The following is a 21366-nucleotide window of genomic DNA, read 5'->3' on the forward strand; positions in this document are numbered from 1 at the left end:
ACCAAACTAAACTCTATATCTTTTAAACTCATAAAAACATCAAAAAACAATATTTTTACTTCTAAGCCTTCTGGCGCATATTAATCCAACACACATAAGATTAAAAATGTTCTAAGGACGAAGTATGACATTACGTTTAGGTGATATTGCTCCAAATTTCCAACAAGAATCGAGCGAAGGAAGAATTGATTTTTATGAGTTTCTAGGTAACCACTGGGGGATTCTATTTTCACATCCTGCTGATTTTACACCTGTTTGTACGACAGAACTGGGGTTCACCGCAAAGCTCAAAGATGAATTCACAAAACGAGGCATAAAAGCAATCGCTTTATCTGTGGATGATGTGGAATCACATAAAAGCTGGATTCAGGATATCAATGAAACTCAAAACACAACGGTCAACTTTCCAATTATTGCGGATAAAGATCGTAAAGTTTCTGAACTATATGGTTTTATCCACCCAAATGCGAGTGAGACCTTAACTGTTCGCTCACTGGTCATTATTGATCCGAATAAAAAAGTCCGCTTGATTATTACTTATCCAGCCTCAACAGGTCGTAACTTTAATGAAGTGTTGCGAGTGGTTGATTCATTACAGCTAACAGATAAACATAAAGTCGCAACACCTGCAAATTGGCAACATGGCGAAGATGTCGTCATTGTACCGTCGTTGAAAGATGAAGAGGAAATTAAACAACGCTTTCCTCAAGGCTATACCGCAGTGAAACCTTATCTACGTTTAACACCACAACCTGAGCAAGATTGAAGCCGACTAAAGGCTTCAAACGCAGCGCAAGACAAACGAAGTGCGTAGTACACAAAACGAGCAACGCTCGTTACGAACGCAAGTCGAAACAGCTATACTGTGAGTTAAAAGATTGAAGCCGACTAAAGGCTTCAAACCCAGCGCAATACAAACGAAGTGCGCAGTACACAAAACGAATAACGCTCGTTACGAACGCAAGTCGAACAGTAAAAATTTTGAATCTGAATAACAAACTCTATTGCCTATCGACCCGATAGGCTTTTTAAATCGCAAAATAAAAACTTGTTGGTATTTTTTAGTCGATACGTTATAAAAATAATTCTCTTCAAAATAGAATAACAATCACGATGATTTATAACATCCATCATCTCCATTGCGGAAGCTTCTGCCCTGTTTGTGCTCCCCTATTTGGACAGAAAGGCTGGAAAGCACATCTAGTTTGTCATTGCCTACTTATTGAAACTGATCGAGGTCTGGTTTTAATTGATACAGGCTTGGGTACACAGGACTATTTGCACACTGAACAACGTCTAGGTTCATTACTGACTCAATTTGGTTCGATTGTGCCCAATCTCAAATTAAGTGCCATCGAACAAATTCAAAAATTAGGTTTACGCCCTGAAGATGTGCAACATATCTTTGTCACACATCTTGATTTTGATCATGCAGGTGGTATCTCAGATTTTCCTAATGCAACCGTGCATATTTTAGCTTCCGAGTTTAATGCAACACAGACATTAACAGCCAAAGGTAAACTTCGTTATAAAACTGAACAATTTAAACAACATCGTCATTGGAATTTTGCTGAACATACAAATGGTGAAGCTTGGTTTAATTTAAAAAGGGTTCAAGGTCTTCCTTTTTTCCAAGATGAAATATTGATGATTCCATTGATTGGTCATACTGCTGGACATTGTGGTATTGCAATTAAAAAAGCTGAAGGCTGGATTTTATTCTGTGGTGATGCGTATTACACCCATTTAGAACTCAATCCAAAAAACAAATTGAGAGCCTTAGATTTTACTGAACGTTTATTGGCAGAAGATAATCGACAAAGGTTACATAACCTTAAACAGTTACAATATCTGGCTCAACATGAACCGAGTATTGAGTTAATTTGTGCGCATGATCCTGTTGAATTTGATCGTTATCAATAATATGAAAAAAGCGCTTATCACTGTTGTTCTTTTATCAACGCTTAATGTTTCTGGGTGTATGCAGCATTCGAGTTTAGAAAAAGACCAACGTCCTCAAAATTGGGGAACTCTTATTTCTAACACTCATAATTTTTATCAAATTAGTTCAGATGTTTTTCGTAGCGAACAGCCGAGTATTGATTTGATCCCAAGCCTTGAAGCTCATCAAATTAATACGATTATCAATTTGAGAGCTAGAAATGAAGATGCCAAAGTTTTAAAAGATCAGCCTTTTAATCTGGTACACATTCCAATCAATACTTGGGCAATCAATCGTAAAGACTTGTTAGAAGCAATGCGTGTTATTCAAACTGCTAAACAACAAAACCAGAAAATCCTAGTGCATTGCTATCATGGCTCAGATCGAACTGGTGCCACAATTGCGATGTATCGAATTATTTTTGAGCATTGGGCAATTGAAGATGCGGTTAAAGAAATGAAACAAGGAGGATACGGCTATCATATTATTTGGAAAAATATTGACCACCTTTTCACCCCTGAAAATATAAAATGGATTCAACAACAACTTTCGAATCCAGCATCTATTTAGATTGCGAGATGAGTTTTAGATTAAATCCAATTTTTAGAGAGATAGAGCTTAGACGTGTAAGATTTGTTTCTTTAATTTTTGGGTTTTATGCATTTTTTATTGGGCTTTTTAAAAACCTAATTTTATAAGTTGAATGGTAAGTTAAGAAATACGGACTAACGTGAAGAATTGGCAAAAACAGAGTTGCTAAGTAATAGTTTAAAAACTTCAGAATCACCACCATCGCTATCCGTGACCAATAAAAATACCTCACCATCCGATGTCGACTCTAACCATGTAATTCCTTCTACTTTAATAGCAAGAGTTTGTCCTTTCGAATCCTGAATCAGATGTGTATATAAAATTTTTCCCTCAGGCGATAACACCAAAATAAAACTGCCTAGCACCGCGCCATCATCATAAGTATTTAATGTTTGCTCAACCGCAGCAGTGGCAACAATTAGATTTTTCTCCACAAAAAAATAAGCATCAGAAATACCACTTGCTGCCCCTTCAAGCTCTGGTAATGTCAGATTGAATGATTTTTTGAGCGCACATTCTAATGATTTTCCATTTTGAATCTGTATTAAATCAAAGACTAAAACACCATGAAAACGATTGATATTGCCACGTTGAAAAATGTATAAATTGTTTTGATCTGAACAAACTGCTTCTATATTGAGATCAGCGCCACCAGTCAACGCCAAACAATGTTCTAAAAAATCATAATCCGAGGTATCAAGTAAAACATGAACCTGATGATCAGCTGGATTATACAATAATGCTTTTTTTCGATTTTCTGTAGAACCTGAACCCATCACCAGTAACTGAGGTTGTCCGTCAAAGCGAATACAGCTAAGCGCTTCAAAGTCTGGTTTAGTTTTTTTACTAAATACCGTTAGTGTCGTATGCTTAGGCTGTTCAAATAATGGAATTTTTTCAAAATTAGTCGCACGATTGATGTTATTTTTTCGGTCAGTTTTGAGTAAGTAACCCACATCATCTCCAACCAAGTAGAGATCATCCCCCACACAAGCCGCGCCAGAAAGTGCACTAACACTCGAATCCTCTGAAAATATAAAGTGTTCTAATATCTTAAAGCCGCTACTCATCTTGTACTCACTGCCCGCAGAAATAGAACACTTGTAACAAGGTCAAAACCAGACGCTTTCCAGCTTTGATCTCGTCGTTTATCTTTTGTTATCGCTGATCAAGTGGAACCCAATCAATCACCCACGCTGATTTCATATTTAAACTTTCATCAGAAGTAATTTTTTTACGTGCTGCATCTGCAACATCTCGATCCTTCGATGGTCCAACCATGATACGAATTCCTTTTGAAGTCGGGCTTGTTGTAACCTTATAACCTTTGGCACGCAATTTAGATACAACTGCATCTGCATTAGCTTGGTTGGCAGCCAATGCCACTTGTACCATCCACTTTTTATCTCCATTTTCCATGAGATCACGAGCCTTTTCAGCTTCGGCTTTTTTCTCAGCATCAGCTTTACGCTTTTTCTCGTCAGCCGATTTTTTCTCAGCTTCAGCTTTACGCTTCTCTTCAGCTGCTTTTTTCTCAGCTTCGGCTTTACGTTTATCTTCGGCAATTTTCTTGTCTGCCTCAACTTTACGCTTTTCTTCTAACGCTTTTTTATCAGCGTCAGCTTTACGCTTATCTTCCTCAGCCTTTTTTTCAGCTTCTGCCTTACGCTTCTCTTCTGCCAACTTTTTTTCGGCTTCAGCCTTGCGCTTGTCTTCCGCTAACTTTTTATCAGTATCACTTTTCTGCTGATCTGCTTTTTGCTGTTCTAATTTTTTCTTTTCATCTAATTTATTTTTTTCTTCGGTCGCTCGTTGTGTCTTAGTTTTATCATCTTCGCCAAGCTCTGGCGGAATGTTATCAGAGCTTTCCTGTTCGGCTGTACGGCGTGCATTAATTGCAGCGTATTCTTCGGCTGCTTTACGCGCAGCAGCAGCTTCAGCTTCTTGTTGCATTTTTAGAAAATCAGCTGCACGTGCTTCTTGTTCAGCAACGGCTTTCTCACGAGAACGGCGTTGTTCTTCAAGCAATCTTTTTTCTGTCTCAACATCTACGGCTAATGGTTGTAATGAAACCATTTCACCTTCTTGGGTCGATTGAGCTGTTTGAGTTTTAGGTTCTGTTTTAGGAATTGGGTGTGTAATTGCCGTTTGCGTTTTGTTATGCCCTATTTCGTCATTACCTTTAAGGAGTAATGCTGCCAATAAAACACCTCCACCCAATAGAACAACGCCTCCCATCCAGCGTTGTTTGTTATTCATTGACATTGTTCTAAATACTCCCAAACCGCTTCTAAGGTATGAAACGATCCACAGACTAAAATCAGCTGATTGTTATTACTTTGCTTCAGCACATCTTCAAAGGCTTGCTGGATATTACCGTACTCATATACCTGTTGACCTTGTAATGCATCATGTAATTGATGCAATGGGGCTGCTCTAGGTACATTTAAACTAGCAATAAACCAATCTTTTACTGTTGTTTTTAGTAAATCGGTGACAGACGAGATATCTTTATCTGCCAGCATTGAAAATACTGCGACAACATCTGTGTACTGTTTATTGTATTTTAAGAATTTTCGCAACTGATTCAATAAAAATTCGACGCCATGTGGATTATGTCCAGCATCAAAAATCACTGTTTTGTCTTGAATTTGCCGTATTTCAAAACGACCTTGCAAACGTGCTTGCTGAATACCTGTTGCAATCGCTGCCTGAGAGACCTCAATACCACTCACCAGTACCGCTGCAACAGCAGTCGAAATATTATCTAATGCAAGCTGACCGATTGGCAGTTTTAGCGTTGTGCCAGAGGATGCAAATGACCAAGTTTGACCATCATCATTAAGTTGATAAAAATAATCTCGATTCAGCGCATATAGATCTGCTTGAGTTTCAGCTACTTTATCTTGAATCGCTTGGGGTAATTGCTGTTGACCAGCAAATACCACTGGAATATTCGGACGAATAATCCCTGCTTTCTCAAAGGCGATTTTTTCTATCGTGTCACCTAACCAATCAACATGATCTAAACCAATATTGGTAATCACGGCAATATCAGGATCAATCACATTCACGACATCCAGACGACCGCCTAAGCCAACCTCAAGTACCCAGACATCACATTGTTTTAGTTTGAAAATAAGAAAAGCAGCCAAAGTGGTTGCTTCAAAAAAGGACAATGATAAACCACATTCTCGGCGGGCTTGGTCAACCAACACAAAGGCATCAACTAAGCTTTGATCATCAACTTCAATCCCAGCAAGTTTTACCCGCTCATTAAAACGATAAATATGCGGTGATTGATACAAACCAACTTTATAACCTTGTGCATTTAAAATTGCAGCGAGTGTCGTTGTTGTTGAGCCTTTACCATTCGTTCCTGCCACAGTAAAAACTTTTGCTTGAGGTTGCATAACTCCCAACTTTTCAGCAACGGGAATTACGCGCTCTAAACCTAAATCAATGCCTGTAACATGAACATGGCCCCAATAATCGAGCCATGTTGTTAATGTATCTGTAGAATGTGGTGCGTCCAGTTTCAAGGTAAATTCATCAGTTTAGCTACGAGTCTATATACAGTATCACGTAATGCATGACGATGAACAATTTGATCGACCACACCATGATCAAGCAAATATTCTGCACGTTGGAATGGTTCTTCTAACTTCTCGCGAACTGTTTGTTCAATGACACGTTTACCTGCAAAACCAATCATCGCTTTCGGTTCAGCAATATGTACATCACCTAACATCGCTAATGAAGCTGTTACACCTCCATAGACGGGATGAGTCAATACAACGAGGTATGGAACACGAGCTTCTTTCATTTTTTGAATCGCAGCCGAAGTACGCGCCATTTGCATTAAAGACAACATGCCTTCTTGCATACGAGCACCGCCTGAAGCAGCAAAACAAATTAACGGTTGATGGAGTTGAATTGCTCGTTCTGCCGCTTGAATAAAACGATCACCAACAACGGTCCCCATTGAACCACCCATAAAGTCGAACTCAAATGCACAAGCCACCAAGTCCAAACCTTTTAATGAACCTTGCATTACAACTAACGCTTCTGTTTCACCAGTTTTATCTTGTGCTTCACGCATACGCTCTGGATAAGGTCTGCTATCCACAAACTTCAATGGATCTTTCGCACTAAATTCTTGACCTAACTCTGCATTGACTTGATCAAAGAACCAATTCAAACGATCACGTGCGCGCATACGCAAATGCTCATCGCATTGTGGGCATACGTAGGCATTAAATGACATTGCCGTACGTGTTACTAAGGCATGACATTCAGGACATTCAATGGTTGGTTCCGTAAATGTTGCTTTGAATGTTTGTTGTTCATTCGCAACTTGAATACCAGGCACTTGACGCTCTGTCCAAGGCGTTGATGGGCTCAGAACCTTCCCTGCTGTTAATTCTTGACTCATACTAACTCATCGAGCGCGGCTCGAAGCTCCTTCACTTTATTCACCGTCTGTTGCACAGCTTCGTCTGCTGGCAATGTCGCAAAAGATTTAACGAAAGCACTTCCTACGATTACGGCATCAGCAACTTGACCCATTGCTTTTGCAGAAGCTGCATCACTAATCCCAAAACCAACTCCAACAGGAACGTTAGTCATGCTCTTAATTTTCGCAATACGAGCTGCTGCTTCAGAGGTATCTAGTGTTGCTGCACCTGTCACACCTTTTAACGACACATAGTAAACAAAGCCACTGGCTTGATTTACAACATGCTGAATACGTTTATCAGTTGATGTTGGTGCGAGTAAGAAAATTTGATCCATCTCATTTTGTTTTAAGACATCGCCAAATTGCTTTGATTCTTCAGGCGGTAAGTCCACCAAAAGTACACCATCAACACCACACTCTTTCGCATAAGCCACAAACTTTTCATAACCAATCACTTCAACAGGATTTAAATACCCCATTAAAACAACGGGTGTCGTTTGATCTTTTTCGCGAAATTCTTTCACCATATTCAAAGCATCGAGTGTGCTCGATCCACCTGCTAAAGCACGTTCAGCAGCTAAGGCAATCACTGGACCATCCGCCATTGGGTCTGAGAATGGCAAACCCAACTCAACTACATCAACGCCTGCTTCAACCATTTGATGAAGCAATGGAACCGTGACTTGTGGATGCGGATCTCCTGCCATAACATAAGAAACAAGCGCTTTACGGTGCTGAGATTTAAGCTGTTCAAAACGAGTGGCAAGACGTGACATAGGATTATGCTTTCCTTGATTTATATAAATTGAGGAGTTGTTTGTAGTCATACAATAACACTGCATTGTAACGCTATTTTTTGTTCATTGAACAGAGTTTGACGTGATTGCAGCAGTGAATGTTGCTACTTACAACTGCCCTGCTACATTTATCTATATTTTCAGCTTTTTCTCAATGATCAAAGCTTCCTAATTTTAGCTTCATCGAGGCTGATTTTAGAAATGAGCTCAGCTCCTTTATACTACTCGCAATTTTTAAGTTTTCTTTTTATTTTTATGTCTTCCCACACTCAGGAAAAAGTACAAAGCAATGCCCTTGCTTTGCTACCACTATTGGTATTTTTGATCATCTTTCTCGGGAGTGGTCTCTATCATTCAATGATCGGGACAGAATTTGCATTCTATCAAGTCAAAGCACCTATCGCAGCAATTCCAGCCGTTATTCTGGCATTACTACTTTATAAACAGAAACTCAATACGGCAATTGAGGAATTCCTACAAGGCGCTAGCCATCCAAATTTGATTTTAATGTTTATGGTATTTATGTTGGCAGGTGCTTTTGCCAGTGTCTCCAGTGCCATAGGCAGTGTCGATGCGACAGTACAGTTGGGACTTTCGCTGATTTCGCCTGAATTTGTGTTACCCATGTTATTTATTATTGCTGCGTTTATTGCAACAGCCATGGGAACGTCTATGGGCACCATCGCAGCTTGTGCACCAATTGCATTCGGTTTTTCCCAAGCAACAGAGATAGCACCTCTCTATGCCATAGGTGCAGTGGTGGGAGGCGCTATGTTTGGTGATAATTTATCTATGATTTCGGATACAACGATCGCTGCCACACGTAGCCAAAATGTTGAACTTCGAGATAAATTTAGGGTGAATGTGTGGATTGCCTTTCCTGCCGCAATCATTACATTAATGCTTTATATAATGATGAGTCACCAAACAGATTCCATTCCATCAAAACCTTATGATTTATTGCTTATTTTGCCTTATTTAGCTGTTTTTTTTCTTGCCTTTACACGCTTGCATGTACTTGCTGTATTAATGATTGGTGTTATTTTGTCAGGTGTGATTGGTCTCATTGAAAAACCTGAATTTGATTTATTAAAACTCAATAACTCAATTTATGATGGCTTTGTTGGCATGTTTGAGGTGGCATTACTTTCCATGTTGCTAGGTGGTTTGTCTACCCTGATGCAAAAAGAAGGCGGTTTGCAATGGCTTATTCAACGTATTTATACGATTACACGTCTATTCAAATTTGGCAAACAGCGTGCAGGTGAATTAGGCATGAGTTTTCTGGTCATATTCTCAAATTTATTTGTCGCCAATAATACCGTTGCGATTATTTTATCAGGAGATATGGCACGTGAAGTAGCGAAAGAATATGGTGTTGACCCTAAGCGAAGTGCAGCTTTACTTGATATTTTTTCTTGCGTAATCCAAGGAATTATTCCCTACGGTGCTCAATTACTGCTTGCTTGTTCAATTGCCAAACTTTCGCCAGTTGAACTAATTGGCAATATCTACTATTGCTGGATTCTTGCAGTGTGCGCAATCCTTGCAATTGTTTTTAATTATCCACGTTTAAAAACACGCTAAAAACAATCCATAAATCTCTTTAGCTTGCTTTAAAGTTAAAGAGATTTCAAAAACTGCTTGGGTGTAATTCCTGTCCAACGCTTAAACGCCCGCCCAAACGCACTTTGATCAGCATAATTTAAACGTTCCGCAATTTCTGACAATGATTTGCCCTGTTGCAAATACAGTTTACTTTGTTCCAAACGGTACTGATCTAAAATATCTTGAAAATTAAGCTGATAGGTTTTGAGTTGGCGTTGTAATGTTCGTTCTGAACAATGCAAACGCTTAGCAACATAACTGAGCAGTAGTTCTTCTTGCTGTAAAAGTCCTTGTTCAATATGCGTTTGTATTTTTTGACGGAACTGTTGTTGCTGAATCTCAAAAGAAGCAATGCTATTCAGTGATTGCTGAGCTTGAGTCGAGAGTACATGGTTTAATTGTTGGTCTGCAGCGATGCTTTTTGCTTTTAAAATTTGATTTGAAAAGCGAATTGCATATTGTCCAGCTTGAATTTGGATCGGACAACCATAAAATTTTTCAAAATGATATAAAGCTGTATGTGGTGCGTAACCAAATTGAATCATCTGTGGTGGAATGAGGGCATCTTGTACAATAGACTGAGAAATTTTAAAGATCAGCGCCAGATTTAGCTCATACATTTCCCGATAATCACTATAGGATGCTCCCCAAACAATTTGAATATAATCAGAAAACTGCTGAACATTCAGTTGTTCTAAATTCGTTTGTTTAAAGACTAAAGAATAATAACGTTGTAAAAGCTGTAACGCCTGTTGCAGATCTAAACTGGTTGAAGCCAAATATCCCATTAAACCCAAATCTTGCAAATTGGCATGTTCAGCCAATACTAATGTAATCGGTCGAGGGAAATAAGCTTGTGCCGATTGCAAAAGCAACGCATAACGTTCGACATCAAAATCATGCTCATCTGGATTTTCCAAGCAAGTATGAAAAGCTTGCCAAAGCTCAGGCGCAACAACTTTAGACAAATCAATTTGTTCTTGTTGTAAAACACGATTAAACAATCGCAAATATCCAATAATAATTTTAACTGACATATGCCGATCTCATCCTGATCTGTCGTTATTTGTATAAAACTTGGCTGTAACTGTCAAAACATTTCATCGGACTTTTTCCATACTGAGTTCATGAAGAAAAGACAAGGAATAGCAAAAAATGAATGCACATGTTTCCTATCAAGTTGAGCCAGTTGTTAGAACAAAACTAGATTTTCATTTAGACCAAGCACCACGTTTTTGGTTTGGTGGTGATCCATTTCGTACTCGTATGTTTGATGCATTAAGCCTAACTTTCCCTGATGGCGAACGCTATTTTATTGAATGTGTGCGTTTATTCCGCGACAAAATTAATGATCCTGATTTGCAAGAGCGTGTGGCTGATTTTATCCGTCAGGAAGCACAGCATGGTATTGCACATGACAAAATGAATCAGATCATGAAAGAACAAGGTATGCCTGTTGATCAGTTCACTGCTCGGTTGAAAAAGATTTTTAGATTTGAACTAAAAAACCGTTCAGCTCAATACAACATTGCCATGACCGCAGCTGCAGAGCATTTAACTGCGTTAATGGCAGATACTTTTTATAGTAAAAAAGAGACTTTAGCGGAGGCAGATCCATTTGTTCGTGCGCTATTCGCTTGGCATGCGATTGAAGAAATGGAACATCGTGATGTTGCTTTTGATGTGATGAAGCAAGTCGGTGATGTACCAGAAGCAACTCGACGTTTTGCACTGCTCTTCACCACAGTGATGATGTTTGGTTTTACTTTGTACCGTACAGATGTCATGCTTAAAACAGATGGTTTTAATTTAAGACAACGCTTTGATATGGCACGTAAAGGTTTACCGTGGTTCTTCGGTCGTAACGGTATTTTGACTGCAAAAAGATCTCAATATAGTGACTGGTTTAAAAAGGATTTCCATCCAAATCAACATCCTGTTATTCGCCAATATGATGTTTGGGTTGATACTTTAGCGAAGACCAATGATCCAATTGCTGCGGGTGAAGCTTTTTGGCAAGCAGGGCTTTAATTCACGTATCAAAAGAATCCCCTTTGAATTTAGGGGATTCTTTCTGTCATTATCACCACTTCGCATAATGCTGTTCTAACAACCCATATTCTTGATTTAACATCACCAGTTCGACATTTTCATGTTCAATCGTACCGCAGACTTTCGCTTGCCACTGATTAAACTGACTACCGATCAAACGTAAGTTAATATTCTCAAAACGACACCAACCCGTTTCAACTAGCAAATTTAATCGCTCATCTAAAGAACGAATTGACCAACAATTTTCATTTTGTTGCTCAAATAAAATATCAGTGAGTGGATATAAACGACCATCAACCCACAACGCATTTTCATTACCAAAACTTTCATTGACACCTGATGCGAGATTCAAGCCAATACGGCGATCATTTGCATCACGGAACTGACAAGACAACCAAAACCAAGCGGTTTCAGGTCGTAAAAAACCACAGGTATCATCGAGTGCAGCGAGACTATACGTATTAAATTCGATCTGCTGTTGATCTGGGCTAATAAAAAAGCCTTCTACTGCCAAAGTGGTTTGTTTTTGTGTATACGTCCAGCCATTGATCCCAGTTGGGCTACATAAACTTAAAGCATCAGTGCCTGCACAAAAAATACGCGCTTTCAGTTGTACTTCGCCATGTTTGGTCACTTGGATATAACGCACACCATTGGCGTGTTGCATATCAAATTGATAAGCAGATTTTTTAAAATAGCTTTGACTAAATAAAGGTTGTTCATCAAGTTGGGTTTTCAACGCTAATGGCTGAATCGCATTCCATTCGATTACTTTTTTAGAAAGATGATCATAAACATAGAAAAAGCCATGCCCTGCCCATGATAGATCGACAATCGCAATACCAATGCTGTAATGCTCATGTTGTAAACCACAGAATTTAAATTTTTTATATTTCAGCTGCTTGCGCCAGCCTTTTAGTACTTGGCCATAAGGCGTTTTATAAATATAGTCATCCAAATTGATCTGTGAAGGTATCTGATCAAAACGCCCATAACGAGGCTGGCCATTTTTCTGTATCAATTTCACAAGATTTCCCCAACTCAATTATAACGTAAATGCCGTTCTGACCTGATTTTTACCATTCCGTTTGGCTTGGTACATCGCCTTATCTGCTTGCTCAAACAAGCCTGTATAATCAAAACCACTAAAGGCTGTACTACTTACCCCAAAACACGCCTTGATATAAAGCATTTCATTTTCTTTCACTTCAACTGCAGTTTGCTCTAATGCTTTACGACATACCTCTGCCAACAACACTGCATTTTCAATAGAAGTAAATGGTAATAAAATGACAAATTCCTCACCACCATAACGTCCAATCACATCACTGGCTCGTAAATTTTTTCGCAGTATATTTGCGACATGTTTTAAAACCAAATCTCCTGGATGATGTCCATATTGATCATTAATATTTTTAAAATTATCAATATCCACCATAATCAACGATGTTTCTCGATGGGTAATTTGTGCCTGCTGCATCTGTAAATCAATAATCTCATTGACCCCACGGCGATTCAACAGCCCTGTTAACTCATCAGTACAACTGAGTTTTTCTATTTTTGAATTATATCTGCGCCAACGCTCTATACTTATATCAAATAACGTAATGGTAAATGCCGCATATAAAGTGGTGTAAAACATTGAATAAATAATCTGAGCGCTCTGAACATCTTTATGCATCAAGGTATAAGGCTTATAAGCCACTGCATAATCTAAATAACCCAACACCGTAAGCGCAGATAATAAATAACACGCAATAACATAAGCAACCAAGCCAAAATAAACAGAGAAACGAGGGAATAACAACAAAGCGGTAAAGGTTATCCCCATAAAAATAACGCCATTTAACATGTTCAGCAAACCAATGCCTATTGGCAAACCTAACAATGAAAATGGGTAATACACCGATAAAAACAACACATAATAAATATGCACATTCGGCTTATTTTTAATAAGAAAACCAAACAAAATTAAAAGGATATTTAAAATAAATACAATTGGATACAACCACTGAAGTTTAAGCAATAACTCGGTATTTGCTAAAGGGTGATACATATATTTTATTTGTATAAAATATATAACAGCAGCCGTAAAACTCGCATACAGCAATATAACTTGGGATTTTTTAACTAAATCCCAATCTAAAATTGCAAGAAAGGCTTTACTGAAATACGTAGCTAAGGAATATTTCATCCCTCATCATCCCTTATGATTATTCTTGTGTTATACGTCCATGTACAACTAGTCACAATATTAATATGGCTTAGGCACACGCTTTAGCCGATCTTATCACACACCTATTCAGTTTTATAAGTCGACCATCGGAATACCATCAATTTTCGCAACCGTCATTAAATCTTTATCGCCACGACCCGAAACGGTGGCAATAATAATTTGATCTTTGGACATGGTCGGCGCAAGTTTGGTCACATAGGCCATCGCATGTGAACTTTCAAGCGCAGGAATGATGCCTTCAATCTGAGTTAAATCACGGAAGCCTTGTAAGGCTTCATCATCTTTAATTGGCACATATTCCACACGATGCATATCTTTTAAGAAACTGTGTTCAGGCCCTACACCAGGATAATCCAAACCTGCTGAAATACTATGTGTTTCAATAATCTGACCTTGCTCATCCGACATGAGGTAAGTACGGTTACCATGTAATACACCCACATGGCCTGCATTCAATGGCGCTGAGTGTTTGCCTGTTTCAATGCCGAAACCTGCCGCTTCAACACCGTACATTTTCACATCCTGATCATTCAGGAATGGATAGAACAAGCCCATTGCATTTGAACCTCCGCCCACACAAGCCACCAAGGCATCAGGTAAACGCCCTGCTTGTGCTTGGATCTGTTGACGTGCTTCACGACCAATGATTGATTGGAAATCACGTACAAGCTGTGGATATGGGTGCGGACCAGCAACCGTACCAATGACATAATAAGTCGTATCAACATTGGTGACCCAATCGCGCATCGCTTCATTCAATGCATCTTTTAAAGTTTTGGATCCGCTTTGCACTGGTACAACTTTTGCGCCAAGCAAACGCATGCGATAGACATTCATCGCCTGACGTTTTACATCTTCAGCACCCATGTACACCACGCACTCCATACCCAAGCGAGCAGCGATGGTTGCGGTCGCAACACCATGTTGACCAGCACCTGTTTCAGCAATGATTCGTTTTTTGCCCGAAAGTTTTGCCAATAAAGCCTGACCAATCGTATTATTTACTTTATGAGAGCCAGTATGGTTTAGGTCCTCACGTTTTAAGTAAATTTGCGCACCGCCGAGATGCTGAGACCATCGTTCAGCATGATAAAGTGGACTTGGACGACCAACATAAAACGCAAGATCACGGTCAAACTCTGCTAAAAACTGAGCATCATTTTTCATACGACCATAAAGACGTTCTAAGTCTTCAAGTGCAGCCATAAGCGTTTCTGACACAAAACGCCCACCATGAATACCAAAATGCCCCTGAGCATCTGGAAACTGGGTGTAGTCAATCGCCTGATTTTGTTGACTAAGGTTTTGCTGATCCACGTTGGACTCCTTGCATAAATTTTTCAATGAGTTGTTGGTCTTTTATACCTTTAGCGGACTCTACGCCTCCGCTGACATCCACAGCAAAAGCTGCTGTAGTATCAATAGCGTCACTCACATTTTCAGGGGTTAAGCCCCCTGCCAAGATTAGTGGAATATCGAGTTTTGGAAATTTATTCCAATCGAAACAGTGACCTGTTCCACCTTTTAAATCAGGATGCCACGCATCAAGTAGAACCGCACTGGCTCCCAAAGCTTGATAGCGTTGAATTTCGGTCAAAATGTCTAAATCGGGTTTAACCTGAATGGCTTTGTACCAACGGCGTTTGCAATGCAACGCAATTTGTCGGCATTGTTCAGGTGTTTCATCACCATGTAGTTGTAATACATCCAACGGAACTGAATCAAGCACTGTTTGGATTTCTTCTGCGCTTGCATTTACAAATAAACCGACCAACTGAACATAAGCGGGTACTGAGCTTGCCAAAATTTGCGCTTGTTCAATACTGACATGACGTGGGCTTGGGGGAAAGAATACCAATCCAATCGCATCTGCTCCTGCTTGTACAACAGCCTCAACATCTTGAGTTCGAGTAATTCCACAAATTTTGGCACGAGTTCGCAATTGTGTTTGACGCATTTGATGTCCAATTTGAGATGACTATTTACTACTCTCACATTGTAAAGCAATTTGACATACTTTGGTCAAAGTTCATTTCCAAATGCAATTGTTTAAAAAACGTGAACACTCTATACTTCGCATCATTTCGCAACAAGTCTAAAGCACATTCTTTTGCTTATAGGGAAGTTGGTGTAAGTCCAACACTGCCCTCGCAACGGTAACACCGAATTATTAATCTTAGCTAAACGCCAAATCACTGCATCTGAATGATGTGGGAAGATGATTAATAGCATCGTCATTGTGATGATATAGTGAAGTCCGGAGACCTGCTTGTTGTTTATTTCCACTTTAACATTCACGACGGGTGAATGTATGGAGCGACATCATGTCTACTATTTTTCAACCGACACGTTTAGTTGGTGCTATCGCTATTGCGATGGGGTTTTCTTCAACTACTTTTGCTCAAGATCAATCAAGCGCGAAAACCGCGACGCTAGATACGATTGTTGTGACGGCATCTCGTTCTGAAGAAAAGTTAAAGAATGTTCCTGCACGTCTGACTGTGATTGATCAAAAAACGATTGAAAAGAATCCTGCTCTCAACTTATCAGATTTAATTCAGCGTGATCCTTCTGTTTTTGTCAAACAAAGTGGCGGAATAGGTCAGATCACAGAAATCTCAATTCGTGGAACTCGACCAAATCACACTCTCATATTAAAAGATGGCGCTCGTCTAAATAGCCAAAACCACCTTGCTGCAATTTATCCATCATTTCTTGATTCATCTGATCTTGAACAGATAGAAATTCTTAAAGGTCCAGCCTCTGTACAATATGGAACAGAGGCAATTGGTGGAGTGGCTCAAATGATAACCTCAACTCCAACAAAAAATAGCGGTTTTATTACAGGTATCTATGGGGAAAATAATACCTATAAAGCCATTGCGGGAGCTGACCTTATTCAAGATGGTTTTTATACACAAATTAGAGGACAACGTCTAGAAAGTGATGGAACACGAGTTCTAGATAATCAAAGCAAAGATCAAAAAGCCGCTTATGATCAGAAAGGTTATAGTGCGAAAGTAGGTTACGACAATAAAAAGAATATTAGAACTGACCTGTCAATCAGTCAGAATGAAGGGCTGAGTCAATTCTACAATTACATGATCAGCAAAAATAATGCAGAGCGTATATTTGAGAATCGCCTAATTAATTCAAGCATTCAATATGGTGTTACTGAGAACCTTACATTATCTGCACGTTATTCAAACTTTATTGATAACCAACAAGTAAAAGATAGTGATCCAGACCACTTTGATACAGAAAACAATGAAGGTGATCTAAACTTAAACTGGAATATAGACTCTAAGAATAATCTACTCGCAGGTGTAACTTATCTAAAATCAGATTTTAAAAGTAATGATGTAAAAGATAAAAAACAAAGTATCGATTCTACCGGTTATTATGTTCAACATCAGTATAAGACAGATAAGCTAAATACTCAGGTTGGTGTTCGTACTGAAGATAATGAACTATTCGGTACACATACAATCGGTCAAGGAGCTGTTCGTTATCAAGTATTACCCGAAACAAGTATTTATGCCAGTATCGGATCAGCTTTTAAAGCACCATCCCTGACAGAACTCTATTATTTTTCAGAAAAGTCCTATGGAAATACCTATGGTAATCCTGATCTCAAACCAGAAGAAAGTATTTCCTATGAAATTGGTGTAGATCAAAGAATTGGGCAAAACCTAAATGCCTTTTTATCTGCTTACCATACTGAAATAAAAAATTTAATCAGCTATAAATACTCAAGCCCGAACTCAACGTATATCAACATAGATAAAGCTGAAATCAATGGTGGTGAGCTAGGTCTTAAATGGAAAAAAGATGACCTATTCCTAAACACAGAATACGCTTATGTTGATTCAAAAGATAAAAAGACTGATCTGAGAGTTGCATATAAGCCTAAACAGACCCTCACTTTAACGACTGGACTTGAAAATTCAATTTATGGAATAAGCGCCTCAATTATCGCACGCTCAGATATTTATGCAGATAATGCCAATAAAGTTAAAGCTCCTGGTTATGCAACCGTTGATTTAAACATGTACTGGAATATCAACCCTAATATTAAAGTTTTCAGTAATATTGAGAATATGGGTGATGTTGAGTACAGAACTGCTGATAATTTTGGTGATGGTTGGTATGTAAACGGTGGTCGCCAAGCTTCTGCGGGTGTGACTTTCCGTTACTAATCGCATAATCGAGACAATAAAAATATTTTCTTAACTCCAATTTCGGGGTAATGTTCTGACCGACATTATCCCCTTTTTATTTGTAGGACAGCTTCATGGGACATCGTTTAAGTAAAATCTATACACGTACAGGTGATTCAGGCACAACAGGACTTGGGGATGGCTCACGTGTCGCTAAAGATGACTTACGAATTAATGCGCTAGGTGATGTAGATGAACTTAATGCCACGATTGGTGTATTAAGAGCACAAATCAGCGCATCTCAAATTGAAAATAAAGCTGATTGGGATAAAAGTTTAAGCTTGATTCAACATTGGTTATTTGATTTAGGCGGCGAAATTTGTATTCCCAACTACCACTTACTCCAACCAATTTGTATCGAATTTCTTGAAAAAGAAATTGATCACATGAATGAATCTCTGCCAATGCTCAAAGAGTTTATCTTGCCTTCGGGTAGCCTAGCATGTAGTTATGCACATCAAGCTCGTGCTGTATGCCGTCGTGCAGAACGTGCTTTAATGTCAGTACACAATCGTGATCAAAATATTCAAGCTACTGCATTACAACTCTTGAACCGTTTATCCGACTGGTTATTTGTTGCCTCACGTGCTTTGCAACGTGCAGAAGGCGGTAGTGAAGTGCTTTGGCAAAAAAACATTAATGATAGTATTGATCAAGCATAATTATTTTACGGTAAATCAAAATGCGAATCATTGGTCATCGTGGTGCACGTGGTGAAGCTCCTGAAAATACCTTAGGAGGCTTCCGTTACTTGCATGATTTAGGTGTACGTGCAGTTGAGTTTGATGTGCGTCAACTCAAAGATGACCAATTGGTTGTAATTCATGATGATGATTTTGCTCGTACCACAGGTAAATCACATCATGTTGAAAGCTGTAATTTATCTGAAGCTCAGCAATTTGATCATCGCCATCAATGGCAGGCGTGGGGATCTGAAGAATACACACCCAGCCTGCCCCATGTAATGGATTGTTTAACTGATTTTGAACATATTGAAGTTGAAATTAAAGCAGTTGCAGATGAAGTAACGGCTGAGCGTTTAATTCTACAATTACACCAAGATTTAGTCGGCTTTGAACAAACTGCCACAATTACGAGTTTTGATGTAAAAATTTTAGCGGCATTACAACAACATCAAAGTCATTTTAAACGTGGTCTGTTGGTTGAAATTCCAATTGGGGAATACGCAATCGAGCTTGCTCAACAATATGAGTGCCACCAAATTGGTTGGAAAGATCAACTGGCAACTGATCAAATCATTCAGTTTACACAGCAAGCCGAACTTGCTGTGAGTGTCTGGACAGTTAATGACGTTGAACGTGCCAAACATCTACAACAATTGGGCATTCAAGGGTTAATCACTGATTTCCCGAGCACCATGTTGCAACATCTAACTTTATAAAAGTATGGAGTTTATTCCGACAACTAATTTTATTTTTTAGATTGCGCCTGAATTAAACGCTGCCCTTTCGCATCTAATAAATACAAATTCGTCCCTTCAATTTGGAAACGTTCAATCCGCTGCATCGCATCCATCAGATCTGCTTCTTGTGCTAATGCTTTATCACAACTTAAGTGCTGCGCTCTCACATCAAAACTTATTTTCCTTTGGCTAAGATCATATTGATAACTTCCATAAATGTTATTGCAGCCCGTATGACCTGAAATGGTTTTAGTCACTGAATTCAGCATAAAACTTGGGTATTGATTGAAGAATAAAGCACGTTTATTTTGAATCATGGTTATTTGCCAATTCACCTCTTGAATGCCATCGTTGCTTTTACGAACTTGCATAGGAGGCAATTCACTTACACGTTTTGGATGTAAGCTATTTTTAGTGATCTGTGTCGGTTGACTTTGGCATGCAGTAAGTAGCAAAGCACAAGATAATATTAAAGTTTTGTGAAAAAACTTATTCAAAGAATAAATTGTATTTTTCACGCTTATTTGTTCTGACATTGATTTATTTCGCCTTTTAATTTATTGATTAATTCAACAAACGAATTCTGTTACTGTTCTTTCAGTACAACTGTAGAATAATGCTAGTGTTATCTAATCTGAGCATGCTAATATCGAACATAAAATAGCAATATATCGTCATGATTGGTTTTGCTATCTCGTTTGGTTTTTATATCTTGTGTAAACAAGGTTTTTAGGAGCGCTGACGGATATGACTTCCGCCCCACTCAAGAAAGCACCCATTAATTGGATTGCAATTTTCGCACTGGTATTCTTACCAGTTGTTGCGCTCATTTCGATTCCAATTTATACCTATTATCATGACTTTAGTATGGGCGCATGGATTAGCATGTTTGTCTTACTAGGTGTAAGCAGTTTAGGTATCACTGCTGGCTATCATCGCTTATGGGCACACCGTGCTTATGAAGCAACCCTACCTTTAAAAATCATTCTTATGATTATGGGTACTTTTGCAGTTCAAAATAGTATCTTATTTTGGGCTTCAGGTCATCGTACACATCACCGTCATGTTGACGATGTAGACCAAGATCCATACTCTATTAATAATGGATTCTGGTATGCACATATGGGTTGGATGTTACGTAACTACCCTGCTGCCGAACCAAATTATAAAAACGCGCCTGATTTGTTAAATGACAAATTAGTCATGTTCCAAGATAAATATTATGTTCCTTTAGTTATTGCTGTGCATGCAGGTATTTTGTTGCCTGTCGGTTGGTTAGTTGGTGATATCTGGGGTGTGTTACTTTTGGGTGGTTTAGTTCGTTTATTCCTTAGCCATCATGTCACCTTCTTCATTAACTCTTTATGTCATATGTGGGGTAAACGCCCTTATACTGACGAAAATACCGCACGTGATAATTTTATCCTAGCGATTCTCACTTGGGGTGAGGGCTATCATAACTATCACCATATTTTCCAATACGATTACCGTAATGGTGTTAAATGGTGGCAATATGACCCTACCAAATGGCTAATTTGGACAAGTTCAAAGTTAGGCTTAGCGAAAAACTTACGTCGTATTCCAAGCTTTAATATCCAAAAAGCAGAGCTTGCGATGAAGTTTAAATATGCTGAACAAGACCTCGCAATTTATGGTCACGATGTGAACACTGATATTGCTCAGATGAAACAACGTATTGCTCAAGAATATGAAGCTTTTACATTGACTCTAAACGATTGGGCGAAATTAAAAGAGCAAGAACTACAAGCAAAAAAAGCGGCAATGGCTGAAAAAATCCATCAAATGGATCATAAACTTAAAGTTGATTTCCAACTGCTTGAACATCGCCTTGCACACCATCGTGAATGTCTAGAAACTTTAGTGCGTAATATCAAAAAAGCACCAGTTTCAGAATAAAAAATACTCAATAAAATGGTCTCTTTAGAGGCCATTTTTTATGCCTATTTAAAGACTCAGTTCATAATCACAATTCACTATTTTAGATCTATCTTTGTTATAGTCATCATTCAGCTTCTTG

General features: G+C 38.7%; 20 protein-coding genes and 1 riboswitch. Of the genes, 9 read left to right on the plus strand and 11 right to left on the minus strand.

The annotated features are described in order from the left end of the window. Positions 1 to 124: 124 nt before the first annotated feature. The 3 genes from CDG56_RS04490 (at position 125) to CDG56_RS04500 (ending at position 2512) form a co-directional block, all read left to right on the plus strand. A complete protein-coding gene (locus tag CDG56_RS04490) occupies positions 125 to 766 on the plus strand; it encodes a peroxiredoxin (protein WP_087547063.1) in 642 nt (213 codons plus the stop codon). A gap of 347 nt (positions 767 to 1113) precedes the next feature. Further along, positions 1114 to 1923, plus strand: a complete 810-nt coding sequence (locus CDG56_RS04495) for an MBL fold metallo-hydrolase (protein ID WP_005162136.1) — start codon at positions 1114 to 1116, stop codon at positions 1921 to 1923. Between the two features lies 1 nt (position 1924). Next, entirely contained in the window at positions 1925 to 2512 is a 588-nt protein-coding gene (locus CDG56_RS04500) for a dual specificity protein phosphatase family protein (RefSeq protein WP_005162137.1), read from the plus strand. A 155-nt stretch (positions 2513 to 2667) separates the two neighbouring features. Here the strand turns inward: CDG56_RS04500 and CDG56_RS04505 are convergent, their stop codons facing one another. The 5 genes from CDG56_RS04505 to trpA all read right to left on the minus strand — a co-directional run bounded on the left by CDG56_RS04505 (position 2668) and on the right by trpA (position 7768). Further along, the gene (locus tag CDG56_RS04505; protein ID WP_087547064.1) at positions 2668 to 3603 is read right to left on the minus strand and encodes a DUF6929 family protein; all 936 of its coding nucleotides are present in this window, start codon (positions 3601 to 3603) and stop codon (positions 2668 to 2670) included. Between the two features lie 88 nt (positions 3604 to 3691). Further along, the gene (locus tag CDG56_RS04510) at positions 3692 to 4798 is read right to left on the minus strand and encodes an SPOR domain-containing protein (protein WP_087547065.1); all 1107 of its coding nucleotides are present in this window, start codon (positions 4796 to 4798) and stop codon (positions 3692 to 3694) included. Further along, on the minus strand, positions 4789 to 6075 hold the full coding sequence (gene folC / locus CDG56_RS04515; RefSeq protein ID WP_087535691.1) for a bifunctional tetrahydrofolate synthase/dihydrofolate synthase: 1287 nt from the start codon (positions 6073 to 6075) through the stop codon (positions 4789 to 4791). Before folC ends, CDG56_RS04510 begins: the two co-directional genes overlap by 10 nt. Further along, a complete protein-coding gene (accD, locus tag CDG56_RS04520; RefSeq protein ID WP_087535690.1) occupies positions 6072 to 6968 on the minus strand; it encodes an acetyl-CoA carboxylase, carboxyltransferase subunit beta in 897 nt (298 codons plus the stop codon). Before accD ends, folC begins: the two co-directional genes overlap by 4 nt. Next, positions 6965 to 7768, minus strand: coding sequence for a tryptophan synthase subunit alpha (gene trpA, locus CDG56_RS04525; protein WP_087547066.1), 804 nt, complete (start codon positions 7766 to 7768; stop codon positions 6965 to 6967). The genes accD and trpA overlap by 4 nt, the downstream gene beginning before the upstream one ends. A gap of 276 nt (positions 7769 to 8044) precedes the next feature. Between trpA and CDG56_RS04530 the strand changes: the two genes are divergently transcribed. Continuing rightward, positions 8045 to 9376, plus strand: coding sequence for a Na+/H+ antiporter NhaC family protein (locus tag CDG56_RS04530; RefSeq protein WP_087547116.1), 1332 nt, complete (start codon positions 8045 to 8047; stop codon positions 9374 to 9376). A gap of 35 nt (positions 9377 to 9411) precedes the next feature. On the opposite strand, the gene CDG56_RS04535 is transcribed toward CDG56_RS04530, so the two are convergent. Beyond that, positions 9412 to 10434 carry an AraC family transcriptional regulator gene (locus CDG56_RS04535; protein ID WP_087547067.1) on the minus strand — a complete coding sequence of 341 codons (1023 nt, stop codon included), beginning with the start codon at positions 10432 to 10434 and terminating at the stop codon, positions 9412 to 9414. Between the two features lie 118 nt (positions 10435 to 10552). Between CDG56_RS04535 and CDG56_RS04540 the strand changes: the two genes are divergently transcribed. Further along, on the plus strand, positions 10553 to 11428 hold the full coding sequence (locus tag CDG56_RS04540; protein WP_005162153.1) for a metal-dependent hydrolase: 876 nt from the start codon (positions 10553 to 10555) through the stop codon (positions 11426 to 11428). A gap of 52 nt (positions 11429 to 11480) precedes the next feature. Here the strand turns inward: CDG56_RS04540 and CDG56_RS04545 are convergent, their stop codons facing one another. The 4 genes from CDG56_RS04545 to CDG56_RS04560 form a co-directional block, all read right to left on the minus strand. Beyond that, complete coding sequence (locus CDG56_RS04545) at positions 11481 to 12476, minus strand: DUF2804 domain-containing protein (protein ID WP_087547068.1); 996 nt, start codon at positions 12474 to 12476, stop codon at positions 11481 to 11483. 18 nt (positions 12477 to 12494) lie between these two features. Then, positions 12495 to 13643: a GGDEF domain-containing protein gene (locus CDG56_RS04550; protein WP_087547069.1), complete on the minus strand. Its 1149-nt coding sequence runs from the start codon at positions 13641 to 13643 to the stop codon at positions 12495 to 12497. A 114-nt stretch (positions 13644 to 13757) separates the two neighbouring features. Then, on the minus strand, positions 13758 to 15002 hold the full coding sequence (gene trpB, locus CDG56_RS04555; RefSeq protein WP_087544576.1) for a tryptophan synthase subunit beta: 1245 nt from the start codon (positions 15000 to 15002) through the stop codon (positions 13758 to 13760). Beyond that, positions 14983 to 15642, minus strand: coding sequence for a phosphoribosylanthranilate isomerase (locus CDG56_RS04560; protein WP_087547070.1), 660 nt, complete (start codon positions 15640 to 15642; stop codon positions 14983 to 14985). Before CDG56_RS04560 ends, trpB begins: the two co-directional genes overlap by 20 nt. Positions 15643 to 15759: 117 nt before the next feature. Then, positions 15760 to 15973: riboswitch (cobalamin riboswitch) on the plus strand. A gap of 36 nt (positions 15974 to 16009) precedes the next feature. On the opposite strand from CDG56_RS04560, the gene CDG56_RS04565 reads away from it, so the two are divergent. From CDG56_RS04565 to CDG56_RS04575, 3 genes are all read left to right on the plus strand, one after another. Further along, entirely contained in the window at positions 16010 to 17884 is a 1875-nt protein-coding gene (locus tag CDG56_RS04565) for a TonB-dependent receptor plug domain-containing protein (RefSeq protein WP_087547071.1), read from the plus strand. A 95-nt stretch (positions 17885 to 17979) separates the two neighbouring features. After that, the gene (locus CDG56_RS04570) at positions 17980 to 18567 is read left to right on the plus strand and encodes a cob(I)yrinic acid a,c-diamide adenosyltransferase (protein WP_087547072.1); all 588 of its coding nucleotides are present in this window, start codon (positions 17980 to 17982) and stop codon (positions 18565 to 18567) included. Positions 18568 to 18587: 20 nt separating this feature from the next. Beyond that, positions 18588 to 19307: a glycerophosphodiester phosphodiesterase gene (locus CDG56_RS04575; protein WP_087547073.1), complete on the plus strand. Its 720-nt coding sequence runs from the start codon at positions 18588 to 18590 to the stop codon at positions 19305 to 19307. Positions 19308 to 19336: 29 nt separating this feature from the next. Here CDG56_RS04575 and CDG56_RS04580 read toward each other — a convergent pair whose 3' ends face one another. After that, positions 19337 to 19864 (minus strand): META domain-containing protein, encoded by a 528-nt coding sequence (locus CDG56_RS04580; protein WP_087535682.1) that lies wholly within the window; start codon positions 19862 to 19864, stop codon positions 19337 to 19339. Between the two features lie 211 nt (positions 19865 to 20075). Here CDG56_RS04580 and CDG56_RS04585 point away from each other — a divergent pair, with 211 nt between their 5' ends. Continuing rightward, a complete protein-coding gene (locus tag CDG56_RS04585) occupies positions 20076 to 21245 on the plus strand; it encodes an acyl-CoA desaturase (RefSeq protein ID WP_005162177.1) in 1170 nt (389 codons plus the stop codon). Positions 21246 to 21366 lie beyond the last annotated feature (121 nt).

This window comes from Acinetobacter sp. WCHA39 (assembly GCF_002165385.1).
Taxonomy (GTDB): domain Bacteria; phylum Pseudomonadota; class Gammaproteobacteria; order Pseudomonadales; family Moraxellaceae; genus Acinetobacter.

Excerpts from the sequence above, each read along its gene's own strand:
- CDG56_RS04500 (WP_005162137.1), top strand. The coding sequence starts at position 1,925 with ATGAAAAAAGCGCTTATCACTGTTGTTCTTTTATCAACGCTTAATGTT.
- CDG56_RS04560 (WP_087547070.1), bottom strand. The coding sequence starts at position 15,642 with ATGCGTCAAACACAATTGCGAACTCGTGCCAAAATTTGTGGAATTACT.
- CDG56_RS04585 (WP_005162177.1), top strand. The coding sequence starts at position 20,076 with ATGACTTCCGCCCCACTCAAGAAAGCACCCATTAATTGGATTGCAATT.
- CDG56_RS04550 (WP_087547069.1), bottom strand. The coding sequence starts at position 13,643 with ATGAAATATTCCTTAGCTACGTATTTCAGTAAAGCCTTTCTTGCAATT.
- trpA (WP_087547066.1), bottom strand. The coding sequence starts at position 7,768 with ATGTCACGTCTTGCCACTCGTTTTGAACAGCTTAAATCTCAGCACCGT.
- CDG56_RS04535 (WP_087547067.1), bottom strand. The coding sequence starts at position 10,434 with ATGTCAGTTAAAATTATTATTGGATATTTGCGATTGTTTAATCGTGTT.
- CDG56_RS04575 (WP_087547073.1), top strand. The coding sequence starts at position 18,588 with ATGCGAATCATTGGTCATCGTGGTGCACGTGGTGAAGCTCCTGAAAAT.
- CDG56_RS04570 (WP_087547072.1), top strand. The coding sequence starts at position 17,980 with ATGGGACATCGTTTAAGTAAAATCTATACACGTACAGGTGATTCAGGC.
- accD (WP_087535690.1), bottom strand. The coding sequence starts at position 6,968 with ATGAGTCAAGAATTAACAGCAGGGAAGGTTCTGAGCCCATCAACGCCT.
- CDG56_RS04565 (WP_087547071.1), top strand. The coding sequence starts at position 16,010 with ATGTCTACTATTTTTCAACCGACACGTTTAGTTGGTGCTATCGCTATT.
- CDG56_RS04505 (WP_087547064.1), bottom strand. The coding sequence starts at position 3,603 with ATGAGTAGCGGCTTTAAGATATTAGAACACTTTATATTTTCAGAGGAT.
- CDG56_RS04510 (WP_087547065.1), bottom strand. The coding sequence starts at position 4,798 with ATGTCAATGAATAACAAACAACGCTGGATGGGAGGCGTTGTTCTATTG.
- CDG56_RS04580 (WP_087535682.1), bottom strand. The coding sequence starts at position 19,864 with ATGTCAGAACAAATAAGCGTGAAAAATACAATTTATTCTTTGAATAAG.
- CDG56_RS04490 (WP_087547063.1), top strand. The coding sequence starts at position 125 with ATGACATTACGTTTAGGTGATATTGCTCCAAATTTCCAACAAGAATCG.
- CDG56_RS04495 (WP_005162136.1), top strand. The coding sequence starts at position 1,114 with ATGATTTATAACATCCATCATCTCCATTGCGGAAGCTTCTGCCCTGTT.
- CDG56_RS04540 (WP_005162153.1), top strand. The coding sequence starts at position 10,553 with ATGAATGCACATGTTTCCTATCAAGTTGAGCCAGTTGTTAGAACAAAA.
- CDG56_RS04530 (WP_087547116.1), top strand. The coding sequence starts at position 8,045 with ATGTCTTCCCACACTCAGGAAAAAGTACAAAGCAATGCCCTTGCTTTG.